The sequence below is a fragment of the Olleya sp. NP1-10 genome (assembly GCF_055804415.1).
Window position 1 is genome coordinate 2,110,001 of the sequence record NZ_CM147840.1, and the last position, 26,631, is coordinate 2,136,631.

Annotated in this window: 24 protein-coding genes and 3 pseudogenes; 10 read left to right on the forward strand and 17 right to left on the reverse strand. The window is 30.3% G+C overall.

From position 1 onward, the window contains the following. Positions 1 to 56: 56 nt before the first annotated feature. The 8 genes and pseudogenes from AC0L4B_RS09755 to trmD all read right to left on the reverse strand — a co-directional run bounded on the left by AC0L4B_RS09755 (position 57) and on the right by trmD (position 9,100). Complete coding sequence (locus tag AC0L4B_RS09755) at positions 57 to 299, reverse strand: DUF6095 family protein (RefSeq protein WP_473436738.1); 243 nt, start codon at positions 297 to 299, stop codon at positions 57 to 59. Beyond that, the gene (murQ, locus tag AC0L4B_RS09760) at positions 289 to 1,107 is read right to left on the reverse strand and encodes an N-acetylmuramic acid 6-phosphate etherase (RefSeq protein WP_473436739.1); all 819 of its coding nucleotides are present in this window, start codon (positions 1,105 to 1,107) and stop codon (positions 289 to 291) included. Before murQ ends, AC0L4B_RS09755 begins: the two co-directional genes overlap by 11 nt. A gap of 104 nt (positions 1,108 to 1,211) precedes the next feature. Further along, positions 1,212 to 2,024, reverse strand: a complete 813-nt coding sequence (locus tag AC0L4B_RS09765; protein WP_473436740.1) for a DUF4249 domain-containing protein — start codon at positions 2,022 to 2,024, stop codon at positions 1,212 to 1,214. A 4-nt stretch (positions 2,025 to 2,028) separates the two neighbouring features. Continuing rightward, on the reverse strand, positions 2,029 to 4,404 hold the full coding sequence (locus tag AC0L4B_RS09770) for a TonB-dependent receptor (RefSeq protein ID WP_473436741.1): 2,376 nt from the start codon (positions 4,402 to 4,404) through the stop codon (positions 2,029 to 2,031). A 134-nt stretch (positions 4,405 to 4,538) separates the two neighbouring features. Then, positions 4,539 to 6,764, reverse strand: coding sequence for an NADP-dependent isocitrate dehydrogenase (locus AC0L4B_RS09775; protein ID WP_473436742.1), 2,226 nt, complete (start codon positions 6,762 to 6,764; stop codon positions 4,539 to 4,541). Positions 6,765 to 6,918: 154 nt separating this feature from the next. Further along, positions 6,919 to 7,491, reverse strand: a complete 573-nt coding sequence (locus tag AC0L4B_RS09780) for a pentapeptide repeat-containing protein (protein ID WP_473436743.1) — start codon at positions 7,489 to 7,491, stop codon at positions 6,919 to 6,921. Between the two features lie 429 nt (positions 7,492 to 7,920). Continuing rightward, positions 7,921 to 8,273, reverse strand: a pseudogene (gene rplS, locus AC0L4B_RS09785) (50S ribosomal protein L19). Between the two features lie 149 nt (positions 8,274 to 8,422). Next, complete coding sequence (trmD, locus tag AC0L4B_RS09790; protein ID WP_473436744.1) at positions 8,423 to 9,100, reverse strand: tRNA (guanosine(37)-N1)-methyltransferase TrmD; 678 nt, start codon at positions 9,098 to 9,100, stop codon at positions 8,423 to 8,425. Positions 9,101 to 9,414: 314 nt separating this feature from the next. Here trmD and AC0L4B_RS09795 point away from each other — a divergent pair, with 314 nt between their 5' ends. Both AC0L4B_RS09795 and AC0L4B_RS09800 read left to right on the forward strand, forming a co-directional pair. Further along, complete coding sequence (locus AC0L4B_RS09795; protein WP_473436745.1) at positions 9,415 to 10,038, forward strand: hypothetical protein; 624 nt, start codon at positions 9,415 to 9,417, stop codon at positions 10,036 to 10,038. A 188-nt stretch (positions 10,039 to 10,226) separates the two neighbouring features. Continuing rightward, positions 10,227 to 11,864 (forward strand): ABC-F family ATP-binding cassette domain-containing protein, encoded by a 1,638-nt coding sequence (locus tag AC0L4B_RS09800; RefSeq protein WP_473436746.1) that lies wholly within the window; start codon positions 10,227 to 10,229, stop codon positions 11,862 to 11,864. 1 nt (position 11,865) lies between these two features. Here AC0L4B_RS09800 and AC0L4B_RS09805 read toward each other — a convergent pair whose 3' ends face one another. From AC0L4B_RS09805 to AC0L4B_RS09820, 4 genes are read right to left on the reverse strand one after another with little or no spacing between them, the layout of a single operon-like run. Beyond that, the gene (locus AC0L4B_RS09805; RefSeq protein ID WP_473436747.1) at positions 11,866 to 12,792 is read right to left on the reverse strand and encodes a DUF4421 family protein; all 927 of its coding nucleotides are present in this window, start codon (positions 12,790 to 12,792) and stop codon (positions 11,866 to 11,868) included. Positions 12,793 to 12,794: 2 nt separating this feature from the next. Continuing rightward, positions 12,795 to 13,466, reverse strand: a complete 672-nt coding sequence (locus tag AC0L4B_RS09810; protein WP_473436748.1) for an SIR2 family NAD-dependent protein deacylase — start codon at positions 13,464 to 13,466, stop codon at positions 12,795 to 12,797. 4 nt (positions 13,467 to 13,470) lie between these two features. Beyond that, a complete protein-coding gene (locus tag AC0L4B_RS09815) occupies positions 13,471 to 13,974 on the reverse strand; it encodes a tetratricopeptide repeat protein (protein ID WP_473436749.1) in 504 nt (167 codons plus the stop codon). After that, positions 13,971 to 14,687 carry a hypothetical protein gene (locus AC0L4B_RS09820; protein WP_473436750.1) on the reverse strand — a complete coding sequence of 239 codons (717 nt, stop codon included), beginning with the start codon at positions 14,685 to 14,687 and terminating at the stop codon, positions 13,971 to 13,973. Before AC0L4B_RS09820 ends, AC0L4B_RS09815 begins: the two co-directional genes overlap by 4 nt. Before the next feature lie 247 nt (positions 14,688 to 14,934). On the opposite strand from AC0L4B_RS09820, the gene AC0L4B_RS09825 reads away from it, so the two are divergent. Next, positions 14,935 to 15,600: a TrmH family RNA methyltransferase gene (locus AC0L4B_RS09825; RefSeq protein WP_473436751.1), complete on the forward strand. Its 666-nt coding sequence runs from the start codon at positions 14,935 to 14,937 to the stop codon at positions 15,598 to 15,600. 36 nt (positions 15,601 to 15,636) lie between these two features. On the opposite strand, the gene AC0L4B_RS09830 is transcribed toward AC0L4B_RS09825, so the two are convergent. The 4 genes and pseudogenes from AC0L4B_RS09830 to AC0L4B_RS09845 form a co-directional block, all read right to left on the reverse strand. Continuing rightward, the gene (locus AC0L4B_RS09830; protein ID WP_473436752.1) at positions 15,637 to 16,494 is read right to left on the reverse strand and encodes a carboxypeptidase-like regulatory domain-containing protein; all 858 of its coding nucleotides are present in this window, start codon (positions 16,492 to 16,494) and stop codon (positions 15,637 to 15,639) included. Between the two features lie 113 nt (positions 16,495 to 16,607). After that, positions 16,608 to 18,473, reverse strand: a complete 1,866-nt coding sequence (locus tag AC0L4B_RS09835) for a DEAD/DEAH box helicase (RefSeq protein WP_473436753.1) — start codon at positions 18,471 to 18,473, stop codon at positions 16,608 to 16,610. A gap of 327 nt (positions 18,474 to 18,800) precedes the next feature. Then, a pseudogene (arsB, locus tag AC0L4B_RS09840) lies at positions 18,801 to 19,838 on the reverse strand (ACR3 family arsenite efflux transporter); the annotation flags it as partial. 103 nt (positions 19,839 to 19,941) lie between these two features. Beyond that, positions 19,942 to 20,517 carry a non-canonical purine NTP diphosphatase gene (locus AC0L4B_RS09845; RefSeq protein ID WP_473436754.1) on the reverse strand — a complete coding sequence of 192 codons (576 nt, stop codon included), beginning with the start codon at positions 20,515 to 20,517 and terminating at the stop codon, positions 19,942 to 19,944. Positions 20,518 to 20,576: 59 nt separating this feature from the next. On the opposite strand from AC0L4B_RS09845, the gene AC0L4B_RS09850 reads away from it, so the two are divergent. Both AC0L4B_RS09850 and AC0L4B_RS09855 read left to right on the forward strand, forming a co-directional pair. Then, positions 20,577 to 20,771 carry a hypothetical protein gene (locus tag AC0L4B_RS09850; RefSeq protein ID WP_473436755.1) on the forward strand — a complete coding sequence of 65 codons (195 nt, stop codon included), beginning with the start codon at positions 20,577 to 20,579 and terminating at the stop codon, positions 20,769 to 20,771. 15 nt (positions 20,772 to 20,786) lie between these two features. Next, positions 20,787 to 21,293 carry a hypothetical protein gene (locus AC0L4B_RS09855; RefSeq protein ID WP_473436756.1) on the forward strand — a complete coding sequence of 169 codons (507 nt, stop codon included), beginning with the start codon at positions 20,787 to 20,789 and terminating at the stop codon, positions 21,291 to 21,293. A 9-nt stretch (positions 21,294 to 21,302) separates the two neighbouring features. Here AC0L4B_RS09855 and rlmH read toward each other — a convergent pair whose 3' ends face one another. Then, positions 21,303 to 21,776 carry a 23S rRNA (pseudouridine(1915)-N(3))-methyltransferase RlmH gene (gene rlmH / locus AC0L4B_RS09860; RefSeq protein WP_289045226.1) on the reverse strand — a complete coding sequence of 158 codons (474 nt, stop codon included), beginning with the start codon at positions 21,774 to 21,776 and terminating at the stop codon, positions 21,303 to 21,305. 102 nt (positions 21,777 to 21,878) lie between these two features. On the opposite strand from rlmH, the gene nadC reads away from it, so the two are divergent. From nadC to priA, 5 genes and pseudogenes are all read left to right on the forward strand, one after another. Then, complete coding sequence (gene nadC / locus AC0L4B_RS09865) at positions 21,879 to 22,739, forward strand: carboxylating nicotinate-nucleotide diphosphorylase (RefSeq protein ID WP_473436757.1); 861 nt, start codon at positions 21,879 to 21,881, stop codon at positions 22,737 to 22,739. Between the two features lie 11 nt (positions 22,740 to 22,750). Beyond that, positions 22,751 to 23,722 carry a YihY/virulence factor BrkB family protein gene (locus AC0L4B_RS09870; protein ID WP_473436758.1) on the forward strand — a complete coding sequence of 324 codons (972 nt, stop codon included), beginning with the start codon at positions 22,751 to 22,753 and terminating at the stop codon, positions 23,720 to 23,722. A 2-nt stretch (positions 23,723 to 23,724) separates the two neighbouring features. Further along, positions 23,725 to 23,961, forward strand: coding sequence for a DUF2147 domain-containing protein (locus tag AC0L4B_RS09875; RefSeq protein WP_473436759.1), 237 nt, complete (start codon positions 23,725 to 23,727; stop codon positions 23,959 to 23,961). Positions 23,962 to 23,981: 20 nt separating this feature from the next. Then, a complete protein-coding gene (locus AC0L4B_RS09880; protein WP_473436760.1) occupies positions 23,982 to 24,143 on the forward strand; it encodes a DUF2147 domain-containing protein in 162 nt (53 codons plus the stop codon). A 33-nt stretch (positions 24,144 to 24,176) separates the two neighbouring features. Continuing rightward, positions 24,177 to 26,629 (forward strand): annotated as a pseudogene (priA, locus tag AC0L4B_RS09885) (replication restart helicase PriA). Positions 26,630 to 26,631 lie beyond the last annotated feature (2 nt).

Sequence of the window (26,631 nt, forward strand, 5' to 3'; positions counted from 1 at the left end):
TGCTATTTAATTATGATAATAAAAGGTCTTATTTATAGGAGAGTAATCGGTAGTTCTTATTTATATTTTTTACTTTTAAATATACTATCTAAAATAGTATTGATACCTTTAAATATAAATATTACAGCTATACAACATATGATTATCGATATAGTTAATAGCAAATAATAGAATGGACGTTCTCTGTTAGTTAATACTAAATGTAATAAAGTAGGTCCAAGTATTAATAAGGTAAGAGCAATACCTAATTGTTTGATTCCTTTTACTAATATATCTTTATCTGTAGATTTAGTTTTCATTGTTGTAAATGTTTATTGCTTTACGAACCGTTTTATGTTTTGTAAGTAATGATTGAGCTTCGTTGTATGTTATATTTAATTCACTCATGATCATTTTTGTACCTCTATCGACTAATTTATCATTGCTTAATTGCATATCAACCATTTTGTTTCCTTTTACTTTACCTAATTGAATCATTGTTGATGTAGATATCATATTAAGTATAAGTTTTTGAGCCGTTCCTGCTTTCATTCTAGAACTACCAGTTACAAATTCAGGTCCTACTATTGCTTCAATTGGGAATTGTGCTGTTTGACTTAATGGACTATTCTTATTACAAGTGATACATCCAGTAATTATATTGTTTTTATTGCATTGTTGTAAAGCTGAAATTACATATGGAGTTGTACCTGATGCTGCTATACCAATAACTACATCATTATCTGAAATTTTATGTTCTTGTAAATCTGTCCATCCTTGATTTGTTGAGTCTTCAGCAAACTCTACTGCTTCTCTGATTGCTTTATCTCCTCCAGCTATCAAACCTATTACTAAATCATAGGAGACTCCGAAAGTTGGAGGGCATTCTGATGCGTCTACTATACCTAATCTTCCGCTAGTACCAGCTCCAATATAAAATAATCTTCCTCCTTGTTTTAATTTAATTACTATTTGATGAACTAAAGCTTCAATTTGGGGAATGGCTTTTTGAACTGCTTGAGCTACGGTTTGGTCTTCTTTATTTATGTTATTTAAGATGTCGGACAATGACATTTTTTCTAAGTGATTGTAATTTGAATCTTGTTCGGTTGTTTTTATAAATGACATTGTTTAATTATTGTTGTGTTTTGCGTTAGGGATTGAGGCATTTGTTGAAGCTCCTCGCAGAGAGCGACTGCCGAAAGCGCGACCCTTGTGGTAACGCCCAAATTTTATTGTACAATATAGGTAAATTGAAAGGCTTGTGAAACCCTAAAGTATCCTAAAGGATAGTTTTCTGGATTTGTTGTATTGACACAGTTGCCTCTAACGGTTGCTGGTTGTGTTTCAAAAGGACCTCCAGAATCAGAACTTGATTGTTGTAATAATAGATCCATGAATTGATAGAACTGTTGTGAGATACCATAATTTGTGATTGTTACTTCATCTCCTGATTCTAAATCTTCTTCTGTGAAGAATGCAAAAATTTGGTTACCGTCGGTAAACTGATCATCATATACTTCTAAATTTGGTGTTTGTGCAATACTTGTTTCGAATTGATAGAAGTAATAATTATCGACGTTTGCTGGATCTGTATAATAGGCTTTAAGTTCTATGTCCTCTCCAGAAAAACCTCCTTCATCATTTTGGTCTACATAGTCAACAGGTGTTGTTGTTATTAATGTTTCTGTACCAATATAAGTTTGATTGTTATAAATTATAGTTAGATTGTATTCTTGATTGTTTTCTGGTATGAAATTATTTGTTTGATAGATTCCTGTATTGTTAATTTCTGTGAAATTAAATACGTTTCCGTTTGTATCTTCAACGTTTACTATTGCATTGTTTGCAGGAGGAACTTGATTATCAAAGAATGGTGCTGATAATGATAGTTTTATTTCTTGTTGAGAGCCATCTGTACCTTCAAACCAATTTAAGGAGGCTTCTATTACTAATTTTGAATCTGCTGTTGGTAGATCTAAATCAATTACGTCTTCACAATTAAATAACAATATTGCTAATATAAGGTATAATGTTTTTTTCATGTTATTAAAATTTAAAATTGTAAGATACGGATGGAATAAGTCCAAAAATTGCAAGTCTTGTGGCTTCGTTATTACCAGACATTCTATTTTCTCCAAAAGTTATTGATGCTGCATTACGACGATTATATGCATTATAAATACTAAAGACCCAATAACTTTGCCATCCATTATTTTTTTCTGGTTTTGGAGTATAGTTTGCTGAAAGATCTAAACGATGATAACTTGGTAACCTATCTGCATTACGATTACTGTAACTTGGAATACTTATATTATTATAGATATACTGACCATTCGGGTACGTTGTTGGTTGTCCTGTTTGATATAAAAAATTAGCACTAAACACCCATTTTTTATTATAGTCATAACTAGTTGTTATTGACAAATCATGAGTTTTGTCATAAGCTGTATTATACCAATTACCATTATTTATTCCTGTTTCTTGTGGTGTTCTACCTGGTGTTTTTTGTTCAGATTTTGATAATGTATAGGCTAACCATCCTTTTAGTTTACCTTCATTTTTACGAATTAATACTTCTAATCCGTAAGCTCTGGATTCTCCATTTAAAATGACTTGCTCTATTGCATCATTGGCTATAAGATCTGCACCATCAATATAATCAATTCGGTTTTTAATTTTTTTATAAAAACTTTCTACTTCAAGTGAGTATTTATCTTCATTTATACTTTTAAAATAGCCAATTGCAACTTGATCTAATTTTTGAGGTTGAATGTATTTACCACTTGGAGCCCAAACATCCAAAGGTGTAGGTGAGGATGTGTTGGATAATAAATGTAAGTATTGAGTCATTTTATTATAACTAGCTTTTACTGATGTATTTTCATTTAATTGATACGATAATGCTAATCTTGGTTCTAGATTTGTAAAAGTTTTAATTATGTGACTACGATTAAATGTATCTGTCCCAGTTGGATTTGCTTTTTGATAAATTTGAAAATCTTCATTAAATACTACAGCTTGATTATTGTCATATGTGTTTAATTGATCTTGTCCTAATCTTAGAAACGAGCTTAATCTAAAACCATAACTTAAAGCTAATTTATCGTTTATAGTATGTTCTGCATCTATATATAATGCGTTTTCAAAAGCATATTTATCTGTTAGTTTGAAAGAATTAATACCAGATGATGGCGTTGAAGGTTCTATTTGTCCAGGATTAAATTTATAATACATACTATTCAAACCATATTGTAACTTAAATTGATTTGAAACATAGTGCTTAAGATCGTATTTGAAATTAAAATTTTGAATACCAGAATCCCAATCAAATTCCACAAAATTTAATTTTAAACCATAATAATAGTCTGAATAAATTAAAGACATATTAGAAAATAATTTATCAGAAAATAAATGATTCCATCTAAAATTTACTACTGTATTTCCATAGGTATTGTCAAAGCTATCTGCAATTCTAAATACATCTCGACCAAAATATCCTGATAAGTAAATACTGTTATTATCATCTAAATCATAACTTAATTTAGTATTTAAATCATAAAAATAGGCTTTGTTATCTATATCAAAAAGTGGTAAAAATAGATGAGCGTAACTACTACGACCTCCAAATAAAAAAGAACCTTTGTCTTTTTTTATAGGACCTTCTGCCAATAATCTGCTGGACACTAAACCAATTCCGCCATTCATATGAAACGCTTTACTATTCCCTTCTTTTTGGTAAATATCTAACACGGAAGACACACGTCCTCCATAGCGTGCAGGTATTCCTCCTTTATATAATTTTAAATCTTTTATGGCGTCTGGATTAAAAACTGAGAAAAAGCCGAAAAGATGTGAAGAATTAAATACTGTTGCTTCGTCTAAAAGAATAAGGTTTTGATCTACTGCACCACCACGAACATTAAAGCCAGAAGAGCCTTCACCAGCATTAGTAACTCCTGGTAATAATGTAATTGCTTTAATAACATCTGCTTCACCAAGTACTACAGGTATACTTTTTATAGTTGATGCACTAAGTGCATTGACACTCATTTGAGGTTTTTTGATACTTAATTTTTCGATGTTTTCTGTGATGACTACTTCGTCTAAATTTTCAAAAGATTCTTCTAAGATAAAGTTTTTACTAATATTTTTATTTAGCTCAATAGTTTCGGTTATATCAGAAAAGCCTAAATATGAAATAACAACTTTGTAATTTCCTTTAGGTATTGTGATAGAGTAGAAGCCATATTCATTTGTAACTGTACCAGTTTTTAATTCTGGAATAATCACATTTACACTTATTAAGGTTTCATTACTACTAGCTTCAGTTATTTTTCCACTTAAAGTATAGTTTTCTTGAGCAAAAATGTTTGCTGTAGATAATAGGAATACGATTAGGAGTCCTTTTCTTATTAAATTCATTTTTTGATTTTGAATAGTAAAAATAACTAAAAATCAAGTGATATATTAGTTATTAATGTTTTGAAATTGTTGTTTATAACAAAAAAAGCTTCTTTAAAAAAGAAGCTTTTTATTATTAAATTAAAAAGTATGCTTTAGATACTTTTTAATAAGTCATTAAATAATTGGATAGGTCTCATGGCCTTAGACGTTAATGTTTCGTTTGGAGAATAATATCCTTCAATGTCAACTGCAACTCCTTGTATATCATTTAAAGCAGAAACTATTGTGCTTTCTTCTGCTTTAAAGGCTAATGCAACTGGTCCAAATTGCGCTTTTAAATCGGCATCTTTTTCTTGATTAGCTAAAGCTTCTGCCCAATACATTGCTAAATAAAAGTGACTTCCTCTATTATCAATTTCGCCAGCTTTTCTTGATGGACCTTTTTTGTTTTCTAATAATTTCTCGGTAGCATCATCTAATGCATCACCTAAAACTTTAGCTTTTGGATTATTATTCACTTGGCTAAAATGCTCTAAAGAAACTGCAAGTGCTAAAAATTCTCCTAAACTATCCCATCGTAGGTGGTTTTCTTCAACAAATTGTTGTACGTGTTTTGGAGCAGATCCTCCTGCACCAGTTTCAAATAAACCTCCACCATTCATTAAAGGAACAATAGATAACATTTTTGCAGATGTACCAAGCTCTAGAATAGGGAATAAATCTGTTAAGTAATCACGTAATACGTTTCCTGAAACAGAAATTGTATCTTCACCAGCTTTTACTCTTTTTAAAGTAAATTCGGTTGCTTTTATTGGTGATAATATATGTAACTCTAGACCATCAGTATCATGATCTTTAAGGTAAGTATTTACTTTTTTAATTAATTCGGCATCATGTGCTCTGTTTTCGTCTAACCAGAAAACAGCAGGAGTTTGAGATGCTCTTGCACGAGTAACAGCTAATTTAACCCAGTCTTGGATTGGTGCATCTTTAACCTGGCACATTCTCCAGATGTCTCCAGCTTCAACAGTATGCTCAATTAATACATTTCCATCTGCATCAATAACTTGAACTTTTCCATCTGCAGACATTTCAAACGTTTTGTCATGAGAACCATATTCTTCAGCCTTTTGAGCCATTAGTCCAACATTTGGTACTGTACCCATTGTTGTTGGATCAAAAGCACCATGCTCTTTACAAAAGTCAATAGTTGCTGTATAAATCCCAGCATAGCTACTATCAGGGATTACAGCTTTAGTATCTTGAGATTTACCATCTGCATTCCACATTTGTCCAGAGTTTCTAATCATTGCTGGCATAGAAGCATCGATAATTACATCACTAGGTACGTGTAAGTTTGTAATACCTTTATCACTATCCACCATCGCTAATGCAGGATTAGCTTGATAAGCAGCATCTATATCTTTTAATATTGTATTGCGTTCAGCTTCTGGTAACTCGTTTAAATTACTTAATAAGTTTCCAAAGCCATTGTTAACATCTACACCAATTTTCTCGAAAGTAGCACTGTGTTTAGCAAATACATCTTTAAAAAATACACGAACAGCATGACCAAAAATAATTGGATCTGATACTTTCATCATTGTAGCTTTCATGTGTAATGAAAACAATACACCTTTTTCTTTAGCGTCTTTAATTTGAGCTTCTAAAAAAGTTAATAAAGCGTTTTTACTTAATATAGTTCCATCAATGATTTCTCCTTTTAAAAGTGCTAAATCATTTTTTAACACTGTTTCATTCCCATCAGAATCAGTATGTACTATTTTTATAGAAGTTGCATCTGTTAGTGTTACAGATTTCTCGTTATGTGCAAAATCACCTTCGGTCATTGTTGCTACATGTGATTTAGAGTCTTTTGACCATTTACCCATCGAGTGTGGGTTTTTCTTAGCGTAGTTTTTAACCGCTTTTGGTGCACGTCTATCCGAGTTTCCTTCACGTAAAACTGGGTTTACAGCGCTACCTTTAATTTTATCGTAACGTTGTTTAGCATCTTTTTCTTTATCGTTAGTTACTTCTTCAGGATAACTAGGAATAGCAAAACCTTTAGCTTGTAATTCTGATATAGCAGCTTTTAACTGAGGTATAGAGGCACTAATGTTTGGAAGTTTGATAATATTTGCTTCAGGTGTTTTAGCTAAGTCTCCTAAATAAGCTAAATCATCAGACACACGTTGGTCTTCTGTTAAGTAATCAGGGAACACTGCTAGAATACGTGCAGCTAATGATATGTCTTTGGTTTCTAAACCTATTCCAGAAGAGGCAGTAAATGCTTGAACAATTGGTAAAAATGAACGCGTCGCTAATGCAGGCGCTTCATCTGTAATAGTATATATTATTTTTGATGAGTTTGACATAAATATAATTTAAATTTTGTTTAGTTTTAAGCTTGGCGAATATACAAAAAATAGAAGGTTTTTTAAAGCGAAAACGTTTACTTAACATCTATATTTAGTTGAATATTAGCCACAACGACGTTTATTGCGGATTTAATAAAATATAGGTGTTTTTTTAAGAAATATTAATTTTGTAATGTTCCAGGAGTCCTTCAATTTGGTCTTTCGAAAATTTAGCACCTTTAATTCTATTATTTTCAGGATTAATAATATAATTATAAGCTGTAGTAAAATCTGCTTCTTCTAGATTGGTGTTAAAAAAAATAGCTTTTCTAAAGTCACAATCTTTAAATATAGATTTACTTAAATTAGCTTCTGTAAATTCAGTTTTATTAAAAACACATTTAGTAAATAGGCTATTAGTTAATTTTAATTGATAAAATGATGCAAAATCTAGTTGGCAATTTTCAAAATTAATAGCCATTATTAATTGGTTACAATCATTAAAAAGCATGCCTAATAATTTACAATTTATAAATTTTACATTATTTAGTGTAGTATCTGATGTTTTACAATTACTTAAATTACAATCTATAAATTGGCAATCTACAAAGTTTATCATAGATAAATAGCAATCGCTTAAGTTACAATTGATAAAAGTACAATTATCATACTCTGCCTTTTGAAAAGGTGTTATGGTAAAATCTATATTTTTATATTCCTTATCAGTAATAAAGGGTAATAACATTTTTGTCTTTTAAAGATTAAATTTAATTATATTAAAAAGATATATTAATATTTTTAACATAAAAGCCATAACATAATAGTTTTCACTAAGTATTGTTATGGCTTTTTTGAGATAACATTTTGGTACTTATAAGTCCAACAAATATTAAATCAATGCTACATTAGGGTGTAACTTATTATTTAATTGTTACTAAATGTACACTAAAACTGTTTTTTAGATATTAATAAAACCCCAAAACAGTTTGACTAAATCAAATGTAACATTAAATTAATATAAATATTAATTTAATATACTGAAAATTAATTGTTTAATAGTGTTTTTTATATGTTTTTTTAACAGTAACTAATTTTAATTAACACCAATAGTTAACAACTAAAAAAGCCTAACTTAGTTAAGTTAGGCTTTTTAATATATTTCAGGTTGAAAAAATTACTTTCTTCTAGCTTCTTTAATTCTAGCTTTTTTACCTGTAAGGTTTCTAAAGTAAAAGATTCTTGCTCTTCTAACTTTACCTCTTTTGTTAACTTCTACTTTTTGTAAAGCAGGTAAGTTGATAGGGAAGATACGCTCTACACCAACTGTTCCTGACATTTTTCTAATAGTAAAGGTTTCAGAAGTTCCTGTTCCTCTTCTTTGTAATACAACTCCTCTAAAAACTGAGTTCTTACTTTTTCACCTTCTCTAATTTCGTAGTACACAGTAATTGTGTCTCCAGCTGAAAATTCAGGAAAGTCCTTTGTTGTTACAAACTCGTCCTGTACAAATTTAATTAAAGATTCCATCTTTATTTTATTTTAAATGATTGATTCAGAGTAACATTCACGTATCTCGCCAGAGGTTAATCCGAAATTGGGTGCAAATATAAGTAAATTGTAAAACTTATAAAGTAAAAACTTTAAAAATTTATAGTTCTTTTTTATAGTCTATAAATTTAGTCTTGTAATAAGTCCGGACGTCTTTCTTTGGTACGTTTATAAGCTTGTTCTTCTCTCCATTTATCAATATTAGCTGCATGACCTGTTAACAGTACTTCTGGTACATCTAACCCTTTATAACTTCTTGGTTTGGTATAAATTGGAGGCGCTAATAAATTATCCTGAAAACTATCTGTCAAAGCAGAAGTTTCATTACCTAAAACTCCAGGAATTAATCTTATAATAGTATCACAAAGTACTGCAGCACCAAGTTCTCCTCCAGATAGAACATAGTCACCAATACTAATTTCTTTAGTAATAAAAAGATCGCGTACACGTTGGTCTACACCTTTATAATGACCGCATAAAATAATAATATTCTCTTTTAGTGATAAATGATTAGCAATACCTTGGTTTAAAGTTTTGCCATCTGGAGTCATGTATATAACCTCGTCATAAGTTCTTGCTTCTTTTAATTTAGTAATACATTTATCAATAGGTTCAATACTCATAACCATTCCTGCTCCACCACCAAATTGAGTATCGTCTATGGACTTATAATTACCTGTAGTATAATCTCTTAAATTATGAAAATGAACTTCAACTAAGTCAGCTTCAATTGCACGCTTTAAAATGGATGCTTCAAATGGACTTTTTATTAATTCTGGTAAAACGGTTATAATATCAATTCTCATAATTATACTTTAATAGTTGCAAAGATAGAAGAAATGTTTGAGTTGAAATTGCTTTTTGATTCAGTTAAATCTATTAAAATTAAAAGTGATAAAATTATTGAATGTTTAGTATTAGAGCTGTTTGAATCATTAAATCTTAAAATTTTGTGAAAATGATACTTATTCTTTAATAATATTGGGTTAATTAACTTTTTTATAGTTTTTTTATCAAAAACATGGTGTTTTATTGCGAAATATCTAAAAAGTTTTTTTGATATGTTCTTTTTTTTAATTTTGTAATTCCTTAAAACTTAATTAATTTAACCACGCTTATTATGAATAAAATTACTAAAACCTTATTTGGCACTACACTTCTTGTAGCAATTCTTTTTACTTCTTGTAAATCAGAGCAGGAAAGTGCATCTCAAAATTCTTATCAAAATAGAGATATGATTGTAAAAGCCAAACTAGAAAAAAGAATTAAATCTAAACTTGAATATCCTGATAGTTACGAGTTTGTTGAACTTACATTAAAAGATTCTGTTTTATTTAGTGATAATGTAAAATACAACAAAAATTACTACACACAAATTATAGAAGCTGACAAAAAAATTATACAAAAACAAGAAATGTATAAAAAAGAAGGTTCTTCTTCATATAAACAAGAAAAAGTAGAGCGTTTACAAGCAGCTATTTCTAAAAACGAAAAAATATTAGCAGAAATAGAGAGAGTATCATCAGGTTTAGGTGACAAAGCTTATGAAACAGCTTCTTGTATTTACACTTATTCTTTTAAAAGTAAAAACACTTCAGGTAAAGATGGTTCTTATAAATATATTGTACAAGCAGAACATGCGCCAGAATATAAGGTGACTATGGTTGCAAAAGAGTCTAATTTATTAGCATCTAATTCTCATTATTTCCCAGGTTATGATGAGATTATGAAATCTTTTGAATAAATAGTATTTCTGTATACTGTATTACAACAGTAGCAAAAATAATAACAATCAAGGTCAGATTAGATTAAGTTTAAAACACTTTTCTAGTCTGACCTTTTTAAGTTTAAGTCGAGTTGTAGTAATTATAAGTACGTATTTGAATTAAATACTAGTCTTTTTATTATTTTCGCAACTTTAAAAAACAGACCATGATTTCTATAGATAATTTAGCAGTAGAGTTTAGCGGAAGCCCACTTTTTAGTGATGTATCTTTTGTTATTAATCCAACAGATAAGATCGCTTTGATGGGTAAGAATGGAGCAGGAAAATCTACAATGATGAAAATTGTTGCAGGACAACAAAAAGCAACAAGAGGTCATGTTAGAGCGCCTAAAGATGCAGTTATTGCATATTTACCACAGCATTTATTAACTGAAGATAATTGTACTGTTTTTGAAGAAGCAGCAAAAGCTTTTAAACATGTGTATGCCATGAAAGATGAAATGGATGCACTTAATAAAGCGTTAGAGACAAGGACAGATTATGAGAGTGATGAGTATATGTCTATTATTGAAAAGGTCTCTGATCTTGGTGAAAAATACTATGCTTTAGAAGATGTAAACTATGATGCAGAAGTAGAAAAAGCTTTAAAAGGTCTAGGTTTTAAACAAGAAGATTTTATAAGATTAACTAACGAGTTTTCTGGTGGATGGCGAATGAGAATAGAGCTTGCTAAGATTTTGTTACAAAAACCAGATTTAATTTTATTGGATGAGCCTACAAACCATATTGATATTGAATCTGTAATTTGGTTAGAAGACTTTTTAGTAAATAAAGCAGATGCTGTTATGGTTATATCGCATGATCGTGCATTTATTGATAATATTACCAATCGTACTATTGAGGTAACAATGGGACGTATTTATGACTATAAAGCTAATTACAGTCATTATTTACAATTAAGAGAAGATAGAAGAAGTCATCAAGTAAAAGCATATCAAGAGCAACAAAAATTTATTGCAGATAATATGGCTTTTATTGAGCGTTTTAAAGGAACTTACTCTAAGACAAATCAAGTAACTTCAAGAGAAAGGATGCTAGAAAAGTTGCAAATTATCGAGATTGATGAAGTCGATAATTCCTCATTAAAATTAAGTTTTCCTCCAGCACCAAGATCTGGTGATTATCCAATTACTGTACAAAATTTAACTAAAAAATACGATGACGTTGTTGTGTTTAGTCAGGCTAATATGTCTGTTAAACGCGGAGAAAAAGTAAGTTTTGTTGGTCGTAATGGAGAGGGTAAGTCTACTATGATTAAAGCCATTTTAGGTCAAATAGATTATGATGGAGAATGTAGTTTAGGACATAATGTCAAAGTTGGTTATTTTGCACAAAACCAAGCGGCTTTGTTAGATAATGATTTAACTGTTTTTCAAACGGTTGATGACGTTGCTAAAGGCGATATTAGGACCGGAATTAAAAATATTTTAGGTCGTTTTATGTTTAAAGGTGATGATATAGATAAAAAAGTAGGAGTTTTATCAGGAGGAGAAAAAACAAGATTAGCTATGGTAAAGTTATTATTAGAGCCTGTAAACTTATTAATTCTAGATGAACCAACAAATCATTTGGATTTAAAATCAAAAGATGTTTTAAAAGAAGCCTTAAAAACCTATGATGGTACTTTAGTTTTAGTCTCTCACGATAGAGATTTTTTACAGGGTTTATCAGAAAAGGTTTTTGAGTTTAAAGACCAACGTGTTATAGAGCATTTTGAAACTATTGATGCCTTCCTAGAACGTAACCGTATTAAAAGCATTGCTGATATAAACTTAATGAAATAGGCTATAAACCTAAACGGTCTTCGATATTACTAACGGTTTGTTTTAAAAACTTTGGTGGATTAAATCTATATCCAAAATAAAGACTAGCATAACTTTTATCATTGATCATACTTTGTTTTAAATCTTTATTAATAGCATTATTATCAAAGTTAAATCGTGCTCCAGCACTTATGGTTTCAGAGGTGTATCCAAATTGAAACGTAAGGTCTAATGATCGTGTTATAAACGTATCTTTTTGTATGTTTTCGTTTGATTTTTCAGTTGTAAAACGTACGCCAATAGCAGGAGCAATAGACGAGGATATAAACCAATATTTTTTAAAAGCCCAGGTATAGTAGTAAGCAGGAGCAATGGATAAGTCAAAACTATTCTCTACTACTTTTTGTTCATCAATATTATTACTTAATCTATTAAAACCATATTGTAATGTTGGTATAAAACTACCAGCAGTTAGACGTTGCCATTCTGTTAAATGCGTTAAGTGTTTTAATGAGAAATCATGATTTAATACATATGAAGTTGTGCCAGTCCAACTTGTTGTTTTTAAATCCGGAAACTTAGCCAAGTCTTGAGCATTAGTTTCTTGGTAAAAGCCCTGAACTTTTCGATATTCAAAACTTTGAATCCATTGTTTAATAAAAATATTTAATTGTGGATTTAAAAACTTTGATTTTAACTCAGAAGACTTATTACTTGGGGAAAAACCAATTTTTAAACCTAAAAACTTATAATTAGCGCCAACTTCTAGTCGATACGTATTATTGGCATTAACTAAAATAGATTGTCCATCGTTTTGAACAGAAAAAGATTCTGTTTGTGTATTAATATTTGATTTTAATAATAGTTTTTCTTTAAAAGAAAGGATGCTATTTTGACCATAGGTTACAGTACTTATAAAACCAATTAATAACAGGTGTTTTATGGACATAGTTATAATATTGAAATAAAAGTATTCATACCCTTTGTAGCTGTTTCAGGAATAACTGTTAAGTGTTTAGTGCTGGAAATTGAAGGATTAGGATCTATAAAATATTTTGGAGTACTTTCTGGTACATAATTCATTAGACTAGCAGCAGGATAGACTTGTAAAGATGTTCCAATAATTAAAAGTAAGTCTGCAGTTGCACAAATATCCACAGCTGTATCAATTAAAGGTACAGCTTCACCAAACCAAACTATGTGTGGACGTAATTGGTTTCCGTTTGTATCTAAATCTCCTATATTTAAATCTTTTTTCCAGTTTACAACATGGTTTTCATCATTAACACTTCTAGCTTTAAGTAATTCGCCATGTAAATGGATCACATTTGTGCTTCCTGCACGTTCATGTAAATCATCAATATTCTGTGTTATAATAGTGACTTTAAAATGCTTTTCTAAAGTAGCTAAATCTATATGTGCCTGATTAGGATTTACAGTTAGTAATTGACGTCTACGTTGGTTGTAAAATTCTAAAACAAGTTCAGGATTGGTTTTAAACCCCTTAGGAGATGCGACTTGCATAACGTCATGTCCTTCCCAAAGTCCATCTGCACCTCTAAATGTTTTAATACCACTTTCTGCACTCATGCCAGCACCTGTTAAGACTACTAAATGTTTCATTTTTTTAATTATCGCTTTTAATTTTCCAGTTTTTATAGCTTTTAGAGTCTACTAAGGGTTGTAGTATATTTAAACCAAAGTCATCATTTTCTTCAATATAATTAATAATGTCTTGTTTTGCATAACCATCTTTTATTAAAGATTCTACATAGGTAGTAGCTTTATCATAATTTTCCATCATAACTAAAGTACTTAAATAACCAGCTTGACCTTCAAAAAAATCAGGGTAATTATCAATAGTATATTTATAATTATTTAATGCAAAGTCATAATTCTTGTCTTGAAAAGCAACATTAGCTTTTAAGTAATTTAAAAAATCATCCTCAGTTTCTTCCTGTAGTTGATTAATAACTTGAATAGCTTCAAAATATTCGTTTTTATAAATATGGTAATCAATTTTATTTAAAACAATAGTAGGATCGTTCGGAAAAGTATTTATCAATTCTTCTAAAGCTGCTAAATATTTATTTTCATCTACATTACTAGCAATAAGTGTTTTGAAAATCAAAAAAACTTATCTTTACTAACTTCAGATTTTATAGTATTAATCAGTTTATAAGATAGCTCATAATGACCAGCATTTTTATATTTTAATGCAGAAAATAGATTATCAATATCTTTGTTTTTTGGAGAATCTACTAAGCCTAATATTTTATCTTTTGGCGTAACATAGCTCATTAACCTAGACATCGTTTGTGATAAGTTTTCTCCTGAATAATATATATAAGCGTCAGAAAATAGCATTTCGCCATCTTTTTTATGGACTCTATAATCGTGATAATTCATTCCACCTTCTGTTGAGTATAACCTAAATAACAAATAATAGGTTTGTAAATATTGATCGTATCTGTAATTTACAAAGTCATAATAGGAGCCATTTTGGACTTCAGTAACTATCTCGTTTGGAAATTTATCTAATCCTTTTTTGATACCACTTACAAATGTTTTAGCATAATTAGCAGTCATGCTGCCAGAATTTGGGTTTAAATCAATGATACGTTTGATAAATACATTTTTATACCATTTAGAAATAAAATTATCCACCTGATTGTTATGGACAGCAGCTTCAATAGCACTACCTAAAGCTACTACTTTTTCGCTATTACTATCGTTGTAAACAATAGTATCGTTAGGGTTAATTTTAAAAGTCTGTTGCGCAACAACTGTCGTAAAAAATAGTATTAATATAACTAAAGAGGATATGAGTTGTTTTACAGCCATTAATATTTTGTTACTTTTGGTGTTTAGATTATAAACTTAAGACTAATTCTTTTTAAAATCTTAATGCTTTGCAAAAAAACAAGAGATTCAATTTAATTATTGAATCTTTAATAAATATAAAACACTTTTGTTAATTATTAAAATTACTGTTTTTATAAATTGTGCTGATAATAGTAATTAAGACCAGATTGCTATTTTAAATTTTGATATTAAAGACTCTAACAACTAAGTTTTTTATTTTAGATATATGGTAGACTTACAATTATTACAACATTTAGAGACGTATTTAACGGATCATAGATTACAACGTTTTACAAAAGTTTTACAACAACGTACCAAACACTTTACAGTTGCAACAGAAGATGTGTATCAATTACATAATACTAGTGCTGTAATGCGTAGTTGTGATGTTTTTGGTATACAAGAAGTTAATATTGTTGAAGAGGTTAATAGTAAAAGTATTGATGGAGAAATAGCAATGGGAGCACAAAAATGGGTAGACCTAAATAGATATCATTCCGTTACTAATTGTATAACCGATTTAAAAGCTAAAGGTTATCAAATAGTTGCAACGACACCACATACTGAAGATTGTGAGTTATATGATTTTGATGTAACAAAAAAGTCTTGTTTTTTCTTTGGAAGAGAAACCGAAGGTTTGTCTGATGAGGTGATTAAACAAGCGGATAGTTTTTTAAAAATCCCAATGGTTGGTTTTACTGAAAGTTTAAATATATCTGTTAGTGCAGCTATAATTTTACAACATGCAACGTCTAAACTAAAAAAAACTAATATTGATTGGCAATTAAGTGAAACCGAACTATTAGAAAAACGACTTGATTGGTGTAAAAAAACAATTAAGAGTTATGATGATATTGTGGCTAGATTTTATGAGGATAATCCTGAAAAGTAGTATAAAAAAACTCAAACTATAATGGTTTGAGTTTTTTTATGTGTTGAAATTAAATTCTTTTTTACGACCTCTGTTTAGTACTTTGTATTCTTCATAACATTCACTAATAGCATCTAATATTTGAAGATCATTTGCAGTTGTTACAAATTCTTGCGAATAATTACATTGGCTAACTATCTCGTCTAAATCTACTTTGTTTACTCCAAGTAAAGCTGTTAACATTTCTCTGTCAAATCGTGTTGCTAAGGTGTTTCGGATGTTGTCATCGTCTTTCATCTTTTTTAGCTTACGTAACTCTTTACCTTTAGAGCTAAATGTATTATACAAAAAATCTAAAGGATTAAATATCGAGCCTAAAACCTTGGTAACAGCACTTGGTTGTCTTTTTCCAGCTTCATAACCATTAGATAAACCAGAGATACTATATCTGTAATTTGTATTTATATTAACTTGTTTAATGTCTACTTCTAAATAACCAGTTAATTGTAAACCTGTAACAACAACTTCTTCTAAAGCTAAAGCTAACTCTGTTAAAGTGATGGTAGATTTTTCAATTTTATTTACCCAGTCATTAGTTACTTTTACCTTAATAGATTTAAAACCTAAATAGGAGAGGTGTAATGTATCATTAGCTTGTGCACGTAATTCAAATTCACCTTTATTATTTGTTGCTGTACCAATAACTTGATTTAAGTTAACAATATTTACATTTTCTAATGGTCTTTTTGAGGTCGCATCAATTATAATTCCTTTTACAGTTGAGTCTTTATTAATAGACGTCGAGTCTGTATTTTTTTGTGCAGTTGCAACAGTAGTTTGGCCTTCAGATTTTACTTGCGCAAATCCAAAAGTTGTGCTTAAAGCCAATAGAACAATAAATAGGGAGTACTTCATGTATATGTTTATAAATATAAAAATACAAAGAAAACGCTAAATATGGCGTTTTCTTTGTATTTTGACTAAATATTAACAGAAAGGTTTAATTAAAATTAAACGAATGTTTAGTTTTAATCTTTACGTCTAGAGCGTGTTGGTCTAGAGTGAGAGGTTTTAAAAACCGACTTATCTCTATCTCCACGTCTTTCTCTTCCTTCTGAGTTTCCATCGTTATTTCTACGTCTATCGCTTCTGTTTCCAGAGTTGTCATCGCTACGTCTAGAACGTCTTTCTCCTCTTGGTTTGTCATCACGACGTCTACGGTCTCCACCATCACGACGTCTTCCTCCACCACCTCGGTTTCTGTCGCGACCACCACGACCACCACGTCCACCTCTGTCTTCTGTAACTTCTACATTAACAAAGCGTCCATTGTCTTTATAATCTGTGAAAAAAGCTAATACTTTTTCTTGGTGTTCTTTTTCTGTATTGAAAAAAGAGAAAGTTTCTTTTACATCTACTTTAAATACATCATCACGTCCTAAGTCTAAAACTTCTTTTAAGAAATCTTTTAACTTCATCCAGTCATAACCATCTTTTTCTCCTACGTTAATAAAATAACGTGTTGCACTTCCAGATGATTGACTTCTTCCTTCACGATTACTGTCTCCAGCAGAAACATTTAAGTTTTTAGCTTTTTGGTAGTAATTGAAGAAACGTGTAAACTCTACAGAGAAAAACTTTTTAATTAACTCTTCTTTTGAAGTCTCTTCAAATAATGTGTTTATTTCTTCTAAATATGGATCAATTTCATGATTGATTTCAGTCGTATGAATTTTGTTTGCTAAAGACTTAAGTTGTACTTCACAAATTTCCATTCCGTTAGGAATTTCTTTTAATTCAAACTTTTTATTTATAATACGTTCTATACTTTTTAAACGACGCATTTCGCTTCTAGAAACAATTACCATAGATACACCAGTTTTACCTGCACGACCTGTACGACCACTTCTATGTGTATAAGTTTCTACTTCGTCACTTAATTGGTAATTTATAACGTGTGTTACATCGTCTACATCAATACCACGTGCAGCAACGTCTGTAGCTACTAACATTTGTATTTGACGTGTTCTAAATTGCTTCATCACAATATCACGTTGATTTTGACTTAAATCGCCATGTAATGCTCCAGCACTGTAACCATCTTCAATTAGTTGCTCTGCAACTTTTTGCGTATCACGTTTTGTACGACAGAAAATAACAGAAAATATATCTGGATTAGCATCTGCTAAACGTTTTAGTGCTTGGTAACGGTCACGTGCATTAACCATGTAATATTCGTGAGAAACGTTACTTGTACTTTCATTTTTATGTCCAACAGTAATTTCTTTTGGATCTAACATGAAATTTTTAGCGATTCTAGCAACTTCTTTTGGCATTGTTGCAGAGAATAACCATGTGTTTTTGTCTTCAGGAGTACCAGATAAAATCTCTGTAATATCCTCTTTAAAACCCATGTTTAACATCTCATCAGCTTCATCTAAAACTGAATATTGAATTTTTGTAATGTCAACCAAGCGTCTGCTAATCATATCTTTCATACGACCAGGAGTGGCAACAATTATTTGTGCTCCACGTTTTACTTCTCTAGCTTGATCAGTAATACTTGATCCACCATAAATGGCAACCACATTTAAACCTTTACAGTATTTACCATAGGCTTTCATCTCGTTTGCAATTTGTAAACAAAGTTCACGCGTTGGAGATAATATTAAACCTTGGGTTGTACGACTGTTAACGTCAATTTTTTGCAACATAGGAAAACCAAATGCTGCTGTTTTTCCAGTTCCAGTTTGCGCTAATGCAACTAAATCTGTTTCTTCACTTAATAAAATTGGGATTGCTTTTTCTTGTACTTCAGATGGTTTTTCAAAACCTAAATCCGTTATACCTTTTAATAGATCTTCGTTAAGACCTAAATCTTGGAATGTGCTCATTCTTTGTATATGTATTTCAATGTCAATCTGTTTGGTGTTACAAATAGAAGTGCATTGAACATACTTAACCTAAAACTTCTAGTAACACATCCTCTCTCTGAGGAGTAAATAAACCACTTGGGTTTTTCAAGGTGCAAAGGTACACTTTTATTTAACATAATTACCAAAGGGATGTTATTATTGCTTTAAGTTACTAATTGTATAGTGTTTAAAGGTAATAACAGAGGTTTTACATTTTAAAAAAATGTTTAATTATAGTTTTAAAAATAAAAAAAGCGATTTTGAAAACATCAAAACCGCTAGTTATTACATTTTTTGTATTGAATTTTATACTGCACTTTTACTAAAGTACTTTTTGCGCAACCAAAAGGACACACGAACTAATAGTATTAAAGCTGGTACTTCTACCAATGGACCAATAACACCAGCAAAGGCTTGTCCAGAGTTTAGTCCAAATACAGCAATGGTTACCGCAATAGCTAATTCAAAATTATTACCTGCTGCAGTAAAAGCTACAGCTGCTGTTTTATCATAATTTGCTCCCATTGCTTTAGTCAAGAAAAAGCCAATAACAAACATTAACGTAAAGTATATTAATAAAGGATTAGCAATGATTAATACATCCATTGGGATTTCTACAATTAATTCTCCTTTTAAAGAAAACATGATTACAATTGTAAATAATAATGCAATTAACGTCATTGGTGATATGGTTGGTATAAACTTATTATTATACCAATCTTCTCCTTTTAGTTTGACTAAAAGTAATCTGCTCAAAATTCCTAAGACAAATGGGATACCTAGATAAATAGCAACACTTTCTGCAATTGTAGCTACAGAAATGTCAACGATAGCACCTTCAAAACCAAAGTAAGGAGGTAAAACAGTTATAAACAACCAAGCATAAAAACTATAAGCAAACACCTGAAAAATACTGTTTAAAGCCACTAATCCAGCTCCATACTCGCTGCTACCTTCTGCTAAGTCATTCCAAACCAAAACCATTGCAATACAACGTGCTAATCCAATTAAAATCAAGCCAACCATGTATTCTGGATAATCTTGTAAAAAGGTTAATGCTAAAATAAACATTAAAACAGGTCCAATAACCCAGTTTAGTAACAGTGAAATTGAAAGAATTTTAGTGTTTCTAAATACTTTAGGCAATAAAGAATAATTAACCTTAGCAAGAGGAGGATACATCATTAATATTAATCCGATTGCTATCGGAATATTTGTCGTTCCGCTATTAAATGAATTGATAACATCCGGAAATGATGAGACAAAATATCCAATTGCAACACCAATTAACATTGCGACAAAGATCCAAAGGGTTAGATTTCTGTCAAGGAAGCTTAATTTTTTTAGTCATTTTTATTATATTAAAATCACAACTCAATCTGTATATCGCAATATTACGATTAATAAATTTTTACAACAAGTTATTTTAGTTTTAATGTGTGTTAAATTACATCGAGTTTAAAAAATTAATGAGTAGTTGGACTGCTTTACCACGATGACCAATAGTGTTTTTTTGCACTATATCCATTTGGGCAAACGTGTTGTCAAATCCATTAGGTTTAAATATTGGATCATAGCCAAACCCTTGTTCACCTTGTTTAGTCACAGTGATTTCTCCTTTACAAATTCCTGTAAAAGTGTTTAGCTTACCATCTAATTCTAATGCTATAACAGTTTTAAATTGTGCATCTCTTGTAGGTTTGTTTTTTAAGTTTTTTAAAAGTAAATCCATGTTATCTTGGTCATTACGTTGTGGTCCAGCATATCTTGCAGAAAACACACCAGGAGCTCCATCTAACGCTTCTACTTCTAAACCAGTATCATCAGCAAAACAATCGTAACCATATTGTTGCTTGATGTAGTTTGCTTTTTGTTTTGCATTACCTTCAATAGTTGGTTGTGTTTCTGGCACGTCCTCTAAACATCCAATATCTTTTAAGCTTAAAAGTTTGATATGATTAGGTATAAGACTTTGGACTTCTTTTACTTTGTTTAAGTTGTTGGTAGCAAAAACAATTTGCATAATTTAAAATTTTAATTAAAATTGTGTAACAAAGTTATAGAATTTACGTCTTATCTAGTATGAAAAAAATAATTATAATCAACGCAGTTATTTGGGCAGCTTTTATATTGCTAGGCTCATATTTATTTAAAGACAATGCTAATTGGAAATATTTTTTTGGATTTGCAATAATGTCTGCCACAATAATGAATAGTTTACTATCAAATGCTTCTAAAAAGGAGACTAAAACTTGTAAGGTAAGAACTGAAAAGTAACACCTGTTTTTTAAATTGAAATATAATATTACCCATCAAGATTTAGAAAAAAGGAGTTATGGTACGTCTTTTATGTCCTATAATGATGATTTTTTGAATTATGTAAACCTTCAAAAAAAGAAAAACAATCCTATTTTAAGCCATGCTAATATTATTTCAATTGAGCAGAAAACTTTAAAAAGTATCAATCAAAATATTGTGTTATTTTCCGTTTTTGGTTTGTTAGCTATCAGCTATGGTGTGTTTGTTTTTATAAATTATCAACCTAGGTTAGCTGTAAATTTATATACTCAATTTCCTTACTTTGATAATGGTTCTGTAACAATAGTTTTAGGTTTTGCTTGTTTAATCGGTAGTTTTATTAGTTACATAAAACGTGATGCTGTATTAATAAGCAAAGTTAAAACTAAACTAATTGAAGATTTAAAAAAGGAGAAAAACCATTATAAGCCTTCTATAGTTTCAAAAAAACAAAAGCGTTTTAGACAAAAGTTTAAACATCATAAAAAGTTTAAACGCTAATCGTTTCTTTTATCTATGATGGTAAGGTTCGTTTCTTAAAATAGTAAATCCACGATACAATTGCTCTATAACAAAAAGGCGAACCATTTGATGTGAAAATGTCATTTTAGATAACGATATTTTACCTTGTGCTTTAGCATATACCTCAGGACTAAATCCATAAGGTCCACCAATTACAAAAACGACTTGTTTAACACCAGAATTCATGTGTTTTTGAAGGTAGTTAGAAAATCCAACTGAGTCAAATTGCTTTCCATTTTCATCCAATAAAATCAAAATATCAGTAGGCTTTAGCTTATTTAAAATAAGTTCACCTTCCTTTTGTTTTTGTTGGTCTTCGCTTAAGTTTTTTACCTTCTTTAAATCAGGAATAATGTCTAAGTCAAATCCAATGTAAAAACCTAAACGCTTTGTATATTCATCAATTAAATGTTGTAATTGCTTATTGTCAGTCTTGCCTATAGCTAGTAGTTTAATAGTCATACGCAAATTTACAATTTAGGATGTTATGTATTATACATTTTTTAATGTAAAAATAGTATTTCAAAAATCAATTCTTATTTTTACATTAAATAAAAATACAACATGATTAGTAAAGCTCAATTTGATAAAGAAATAGATTTAATTATTACCAATGCAATCCGTGAAGATGTAGGAGATGGTGACCATAGCTCACTGTCATGTATTCCAGCATCTGCAGAAGGTAAAGCAAAATTACTTGTAAAGGACGAAGGGATTATTGCAGGTGTCGCATTTGCTAAGCAAGTCTTTAATTATGTTGATCCAAATATGACTGTGGAAACTTTAATTGAAGACGGAAGTACTGTTAAATATGGTGACATTGTTTTTTATGTAACAGGTGCATCACAATCTATTTTAAAAGCAGAACGTTTGGTACTTAATGCTATGCAACGCATGAGTGCAATTGCGACCAAAACCAGGCAATTTGTAGATTTACTAGAAGGTACAGGTACAAAAGTTTTAGATACACGTAAAACAACTCCAGGTCTAAGGGCTTTAGAAAAATGGGCAGTAAAAATAGGAGGAGGAGAAAACCATAGGTTTGCATTGTATGATATGATCATGTTAAAAGATAATCATATAGATTTTGCAGGAGGTATTACCAAAGCAATTGATAAAACCAAACAATATTTAAAGGACACTAATCGTGATTTAAAAATAATTGTTGAAGCTAGAGATTTAAACGAAATTAAAGAAATTCTTAAATCAGAAGGAGTATATAGAATTTTGATTGATAATTTTAATTACGAAGACACAAAAACAGCAGTTAAATTAATAGGAGATCAATGTTTAACAGAAAGTTCTGGAGGTATTAACGAAAAAACCATACGTGAGTACGCACTTTGTGGTGTAGATTATATTTCTTCAGGAGCTTTAACACACTCAGTTTACAATATGGATTTAAGCTTAAAAGCTGTAGACTAAAAATATATTTGATGCCAGAAACTGTAGAAGAGGAGTTAATTCAAGAAAAAATGGTAGAAGAGCAATTAAAAGATAAATTGCTTAAAATACCTGTGCTTAATGTTTTTATTAAATTACTATCAAAAGTTAAACTACCAGGATTAATAGGGTTATCATTATATGACTTATTAGAGTTATATGTTATTGGTATAGCAAAAGGTGCATTAACAGCACGTGCAAGTGCAATTGCCTATAGTTTTTTTATGGCATTGTTTCCTTTTTTATTGTTTGTTATTATAGTTATACCACACATACCAATAGAAGATTTTCAAACTGATTTTTTGATGTTTTTAGAGTCCTTTTTGCCTCCAACAACATCAGATTTTTTCTCTGATAACATATTTAATAACATTGGAGGTAATCAAAGCGGTAGTTTAGTATCATCAGTTTTTTTATTGTCTATATTCTTGATGGCCAATGGTATAAATGCATTGTTTTCGGGTTTTGAAAATTCATACCATCAAATTCTTACTAGAAACGTTTTTAAACAATATATTTACGCTTTAGGTGTGGCATTAATTTTGTCTATACTATTAATGTTAACAGTAGCCTTTTTAGGATATTTTAATATTTATGTATTAGACAATTTAAAAGATCATGGTTTTATAGAAAAACGTCAAGTTAGCATCTGGAGTACCTTAGCACAATATGGCTTTTTTGTGTTAATGGTATATCTAGCAACAGCAGTGTTGTATTACTTTGGAACAGCAGAAGGAAAGTCCTCAAGATTTTTCTCGGTTGGCGCCTTATTTACAACAATACTAATTATGGTAACCTCGTTTTTATTTGGAATCTATATCGAAAATTTTGCCAAATATAATGAGCTTTACGGTTCCATTGGAGCCATTTTAATCTTGTTGTTTTATTTATGGTTAAATGCCAATATCCTTTTATTAGGATTTGAGCTAAACATGTCATTAAAGCAACTCCGTAAAAATTTTTAATTATGAAAAAAAGTATTTTAGTATTAGCCGTATTTTTAATTAGTTTATCAACACAAGCGCAAAGTATATTTGGGCAATGGACAACCGTTGATGATGAGACAGGAGCAAAAAAATCTATTGTAGAAATCTACAAGAAAGATGGAAAAGTATTTGGTAAAATAGTGAAGATTTTTGATCCTGCTAAACAAAAAATCTTTGCAAAAAGTGTAAAGGTGACGATTATAACAAACCAATTTTAGGATTACACCTTATTAAAAACATGACTAAAGATGGTAAGTATTATAAGCATGGGTCAATAGTAGATCCACAAAACGGAAAAGTTTATGACTTACGTTTAGCTGTAACAGACGAGGACAAACTTCAGGTTAGAGGTTATATAGGGTTTTTATACTCTACGCAATATTGGGAACGCGTAAAATAACACCCAATAATTAATCAAAAATATACGCATCCATTGCATTTTATAGATGTCATTCTTCCAATCCCTTTAGAAAATCGCTTTACGTATAGTATTACGCAAGCAGAAAGTGGTTTTTTAAAGGTTGGTATGCGTGTTTCCATCCCTTTCGGAAAATCCAAAATTCACACAGGTATTGTAGCTGCAATACACCAAACTAAACCATTAATATATGATGCTAAGCAAATTCATCAAATATTAGATGACACACCAATTGTAACTCTAAAACAATTGCAATTGTGGCAATGGATTGCAAAGTATTATATGTGCACAGAAGGCGAAGTTATGCGTGCAGCTCTACCTAATGCTTTTTTGCTTGAAAGCGAAACGATTATTAGTAAAAATAATACCATAGAATTAAATGAAACCGAGTTAAAAGACGACGAGTATTTAATTTACGAAGCATTGCAACATCAATCTTCACTTAAGATTCAAGATATATCTAATATATTAGATAAAAAAAATGTGCTTCCTGTAGTTAAACGTTTAGTAGAAAAGGAAGCTATAATTTTAAACGAAGAAATTTATGATAAGTATAAGCCTAAATACGTTAGATACGTAAAATTAACTCAAGCTTATAATACCCAAGATAATTTAAATCAGTTATTAGAAAATTTAAATAGCAGAGCCACTAAACAGCGTGATGTTATTTTGACTTTATTTTCAATTGCAGCAAAAACTAAAAAGCCTGTAAAAGTTGCTGATGTAGTTGCAGAAAGTAATGCAACATCTTCTACTATAAAAACATTGATAGATAAAGGTGTTTTAGAAGATTATCATATACAAACAGATCGTGTGGTTTATGAAGGCGAAGACAATGAAGCCTCTAAACAATTAAACCAGTATCAAACCGAAGCTTTGCAGCAAATACAGCAAAGTTTTAAAACCCAAAATGTGGTGTTACTTCATGGTATTACTTCTTCAGGTAAAACCGAAGTCTACGTAAAACTAATTGAACAAGCTTTATTAAATAATCAGCAAGTATTGTACTTGTTGCCAGAGATAGCTTTAACTACACAATTAGTGACGAGGTTACAAAATTATTTTGGAGAACAAGTCGCTGTGTTTCATAGTAAATACTCGGCTCATGAGCGTGTTGAGGTTTATAATCAAGTGCTTGGTAATTCCGCGAAAGCAAAAATAGTTTTAGGTGCTAGATCATCTATATTTTTACCATTTAGTGATTTAGGATTAATAATTGTGGATGAAGAACACGAATCTTCTTTTAAACAATTTGATCCTGCTCCAAGGTATCACGCACGTGATGCAGCAGTAGTTTTAGCCTCGATATTTAAAGCTAAAACGTTGCTAGGTAGCGCAACACCAAGTATTGAAAGTTACCATAACGCGCAACAAAATAAATACGGTTTAGTAAACATCAACAGACGCTATAATAATGTCCAATTACCAGATATAGAATTGGTAGATATTAAGGATAAACAAAAGCGTAAAAAGATGAAAGGTCATTTTTCGGATAGATTAATTGAAGAAATTAATGAAGCCATTAAAGATGGACATCAAGTTATCTTATTTCAAAATAGAAGAGGGTATTCTCCAATTGTAGAGTGTAATACTTGTGGTCACTCTCCACAGTGTCCTAATTGTGATGTTAGTTTAACTTACCATCAATATCGTAAACAATTGCGTTGTCATTATTGTGGTTATAATAGTGCAATGTTAATTAAGTGTATGGCTTGTGGTACGCCTGGATTAGATACCAAAGGTTTTGGTACAGAGCAAATAGAAGCTGAGGTTAAGCAAATTTTTCCTGATTTTAAAGTGGGTCGTATGGATTTAGATACTACACGTGGTAAATTTGGTTACGAAAAAATAATTACAGCTTTTGAACAACAAGAAATTGATGTTTTAGTTGGGACACAAATGTTAACTAAAGGGCTTGACTTTAGAAACGTAAAATTGGTTGGTATCATGAATGCCGACAATATGTTGAATTTTCCAGATTTTAGAGCTCATGAACGTAGTTTTCAGTTAATGCTTCAGGTATCTGGAAGAGCAGGACGTACAGAAAAAGGGGTAAAGTTTTAATACAAACTTATAATCCCTATCACAAAATATTACAACAAGTCTCAACTAATGATTATGTTGGTATGTTTAAAGAACAGTTGGAAGAGCGTTATAATTATAAATATCCACCATTTTACAGATTAGTAAAAATCACACTAAAACATCGTGATTATAATAAAGTAGATATGTCGGCAGATTGGTTAGCAAAAGCATTGACACAATTGTTTAAACAAAATGTTTTAGGACCAGAGTTTCCTCCAATTTCGAGAATTAGAAATCAATATCATAAAAATATTTTAATTAAAATCCCCCAAGGACAACCTTTGGGTAAAACAAAAGAAGCAATCAAAAAGGTACAAACGTCTTTTGAAGCAATTGGTAATTTTAAAGGTGTAAGGATTGTGGTAAATGTAGATAACTACTAATC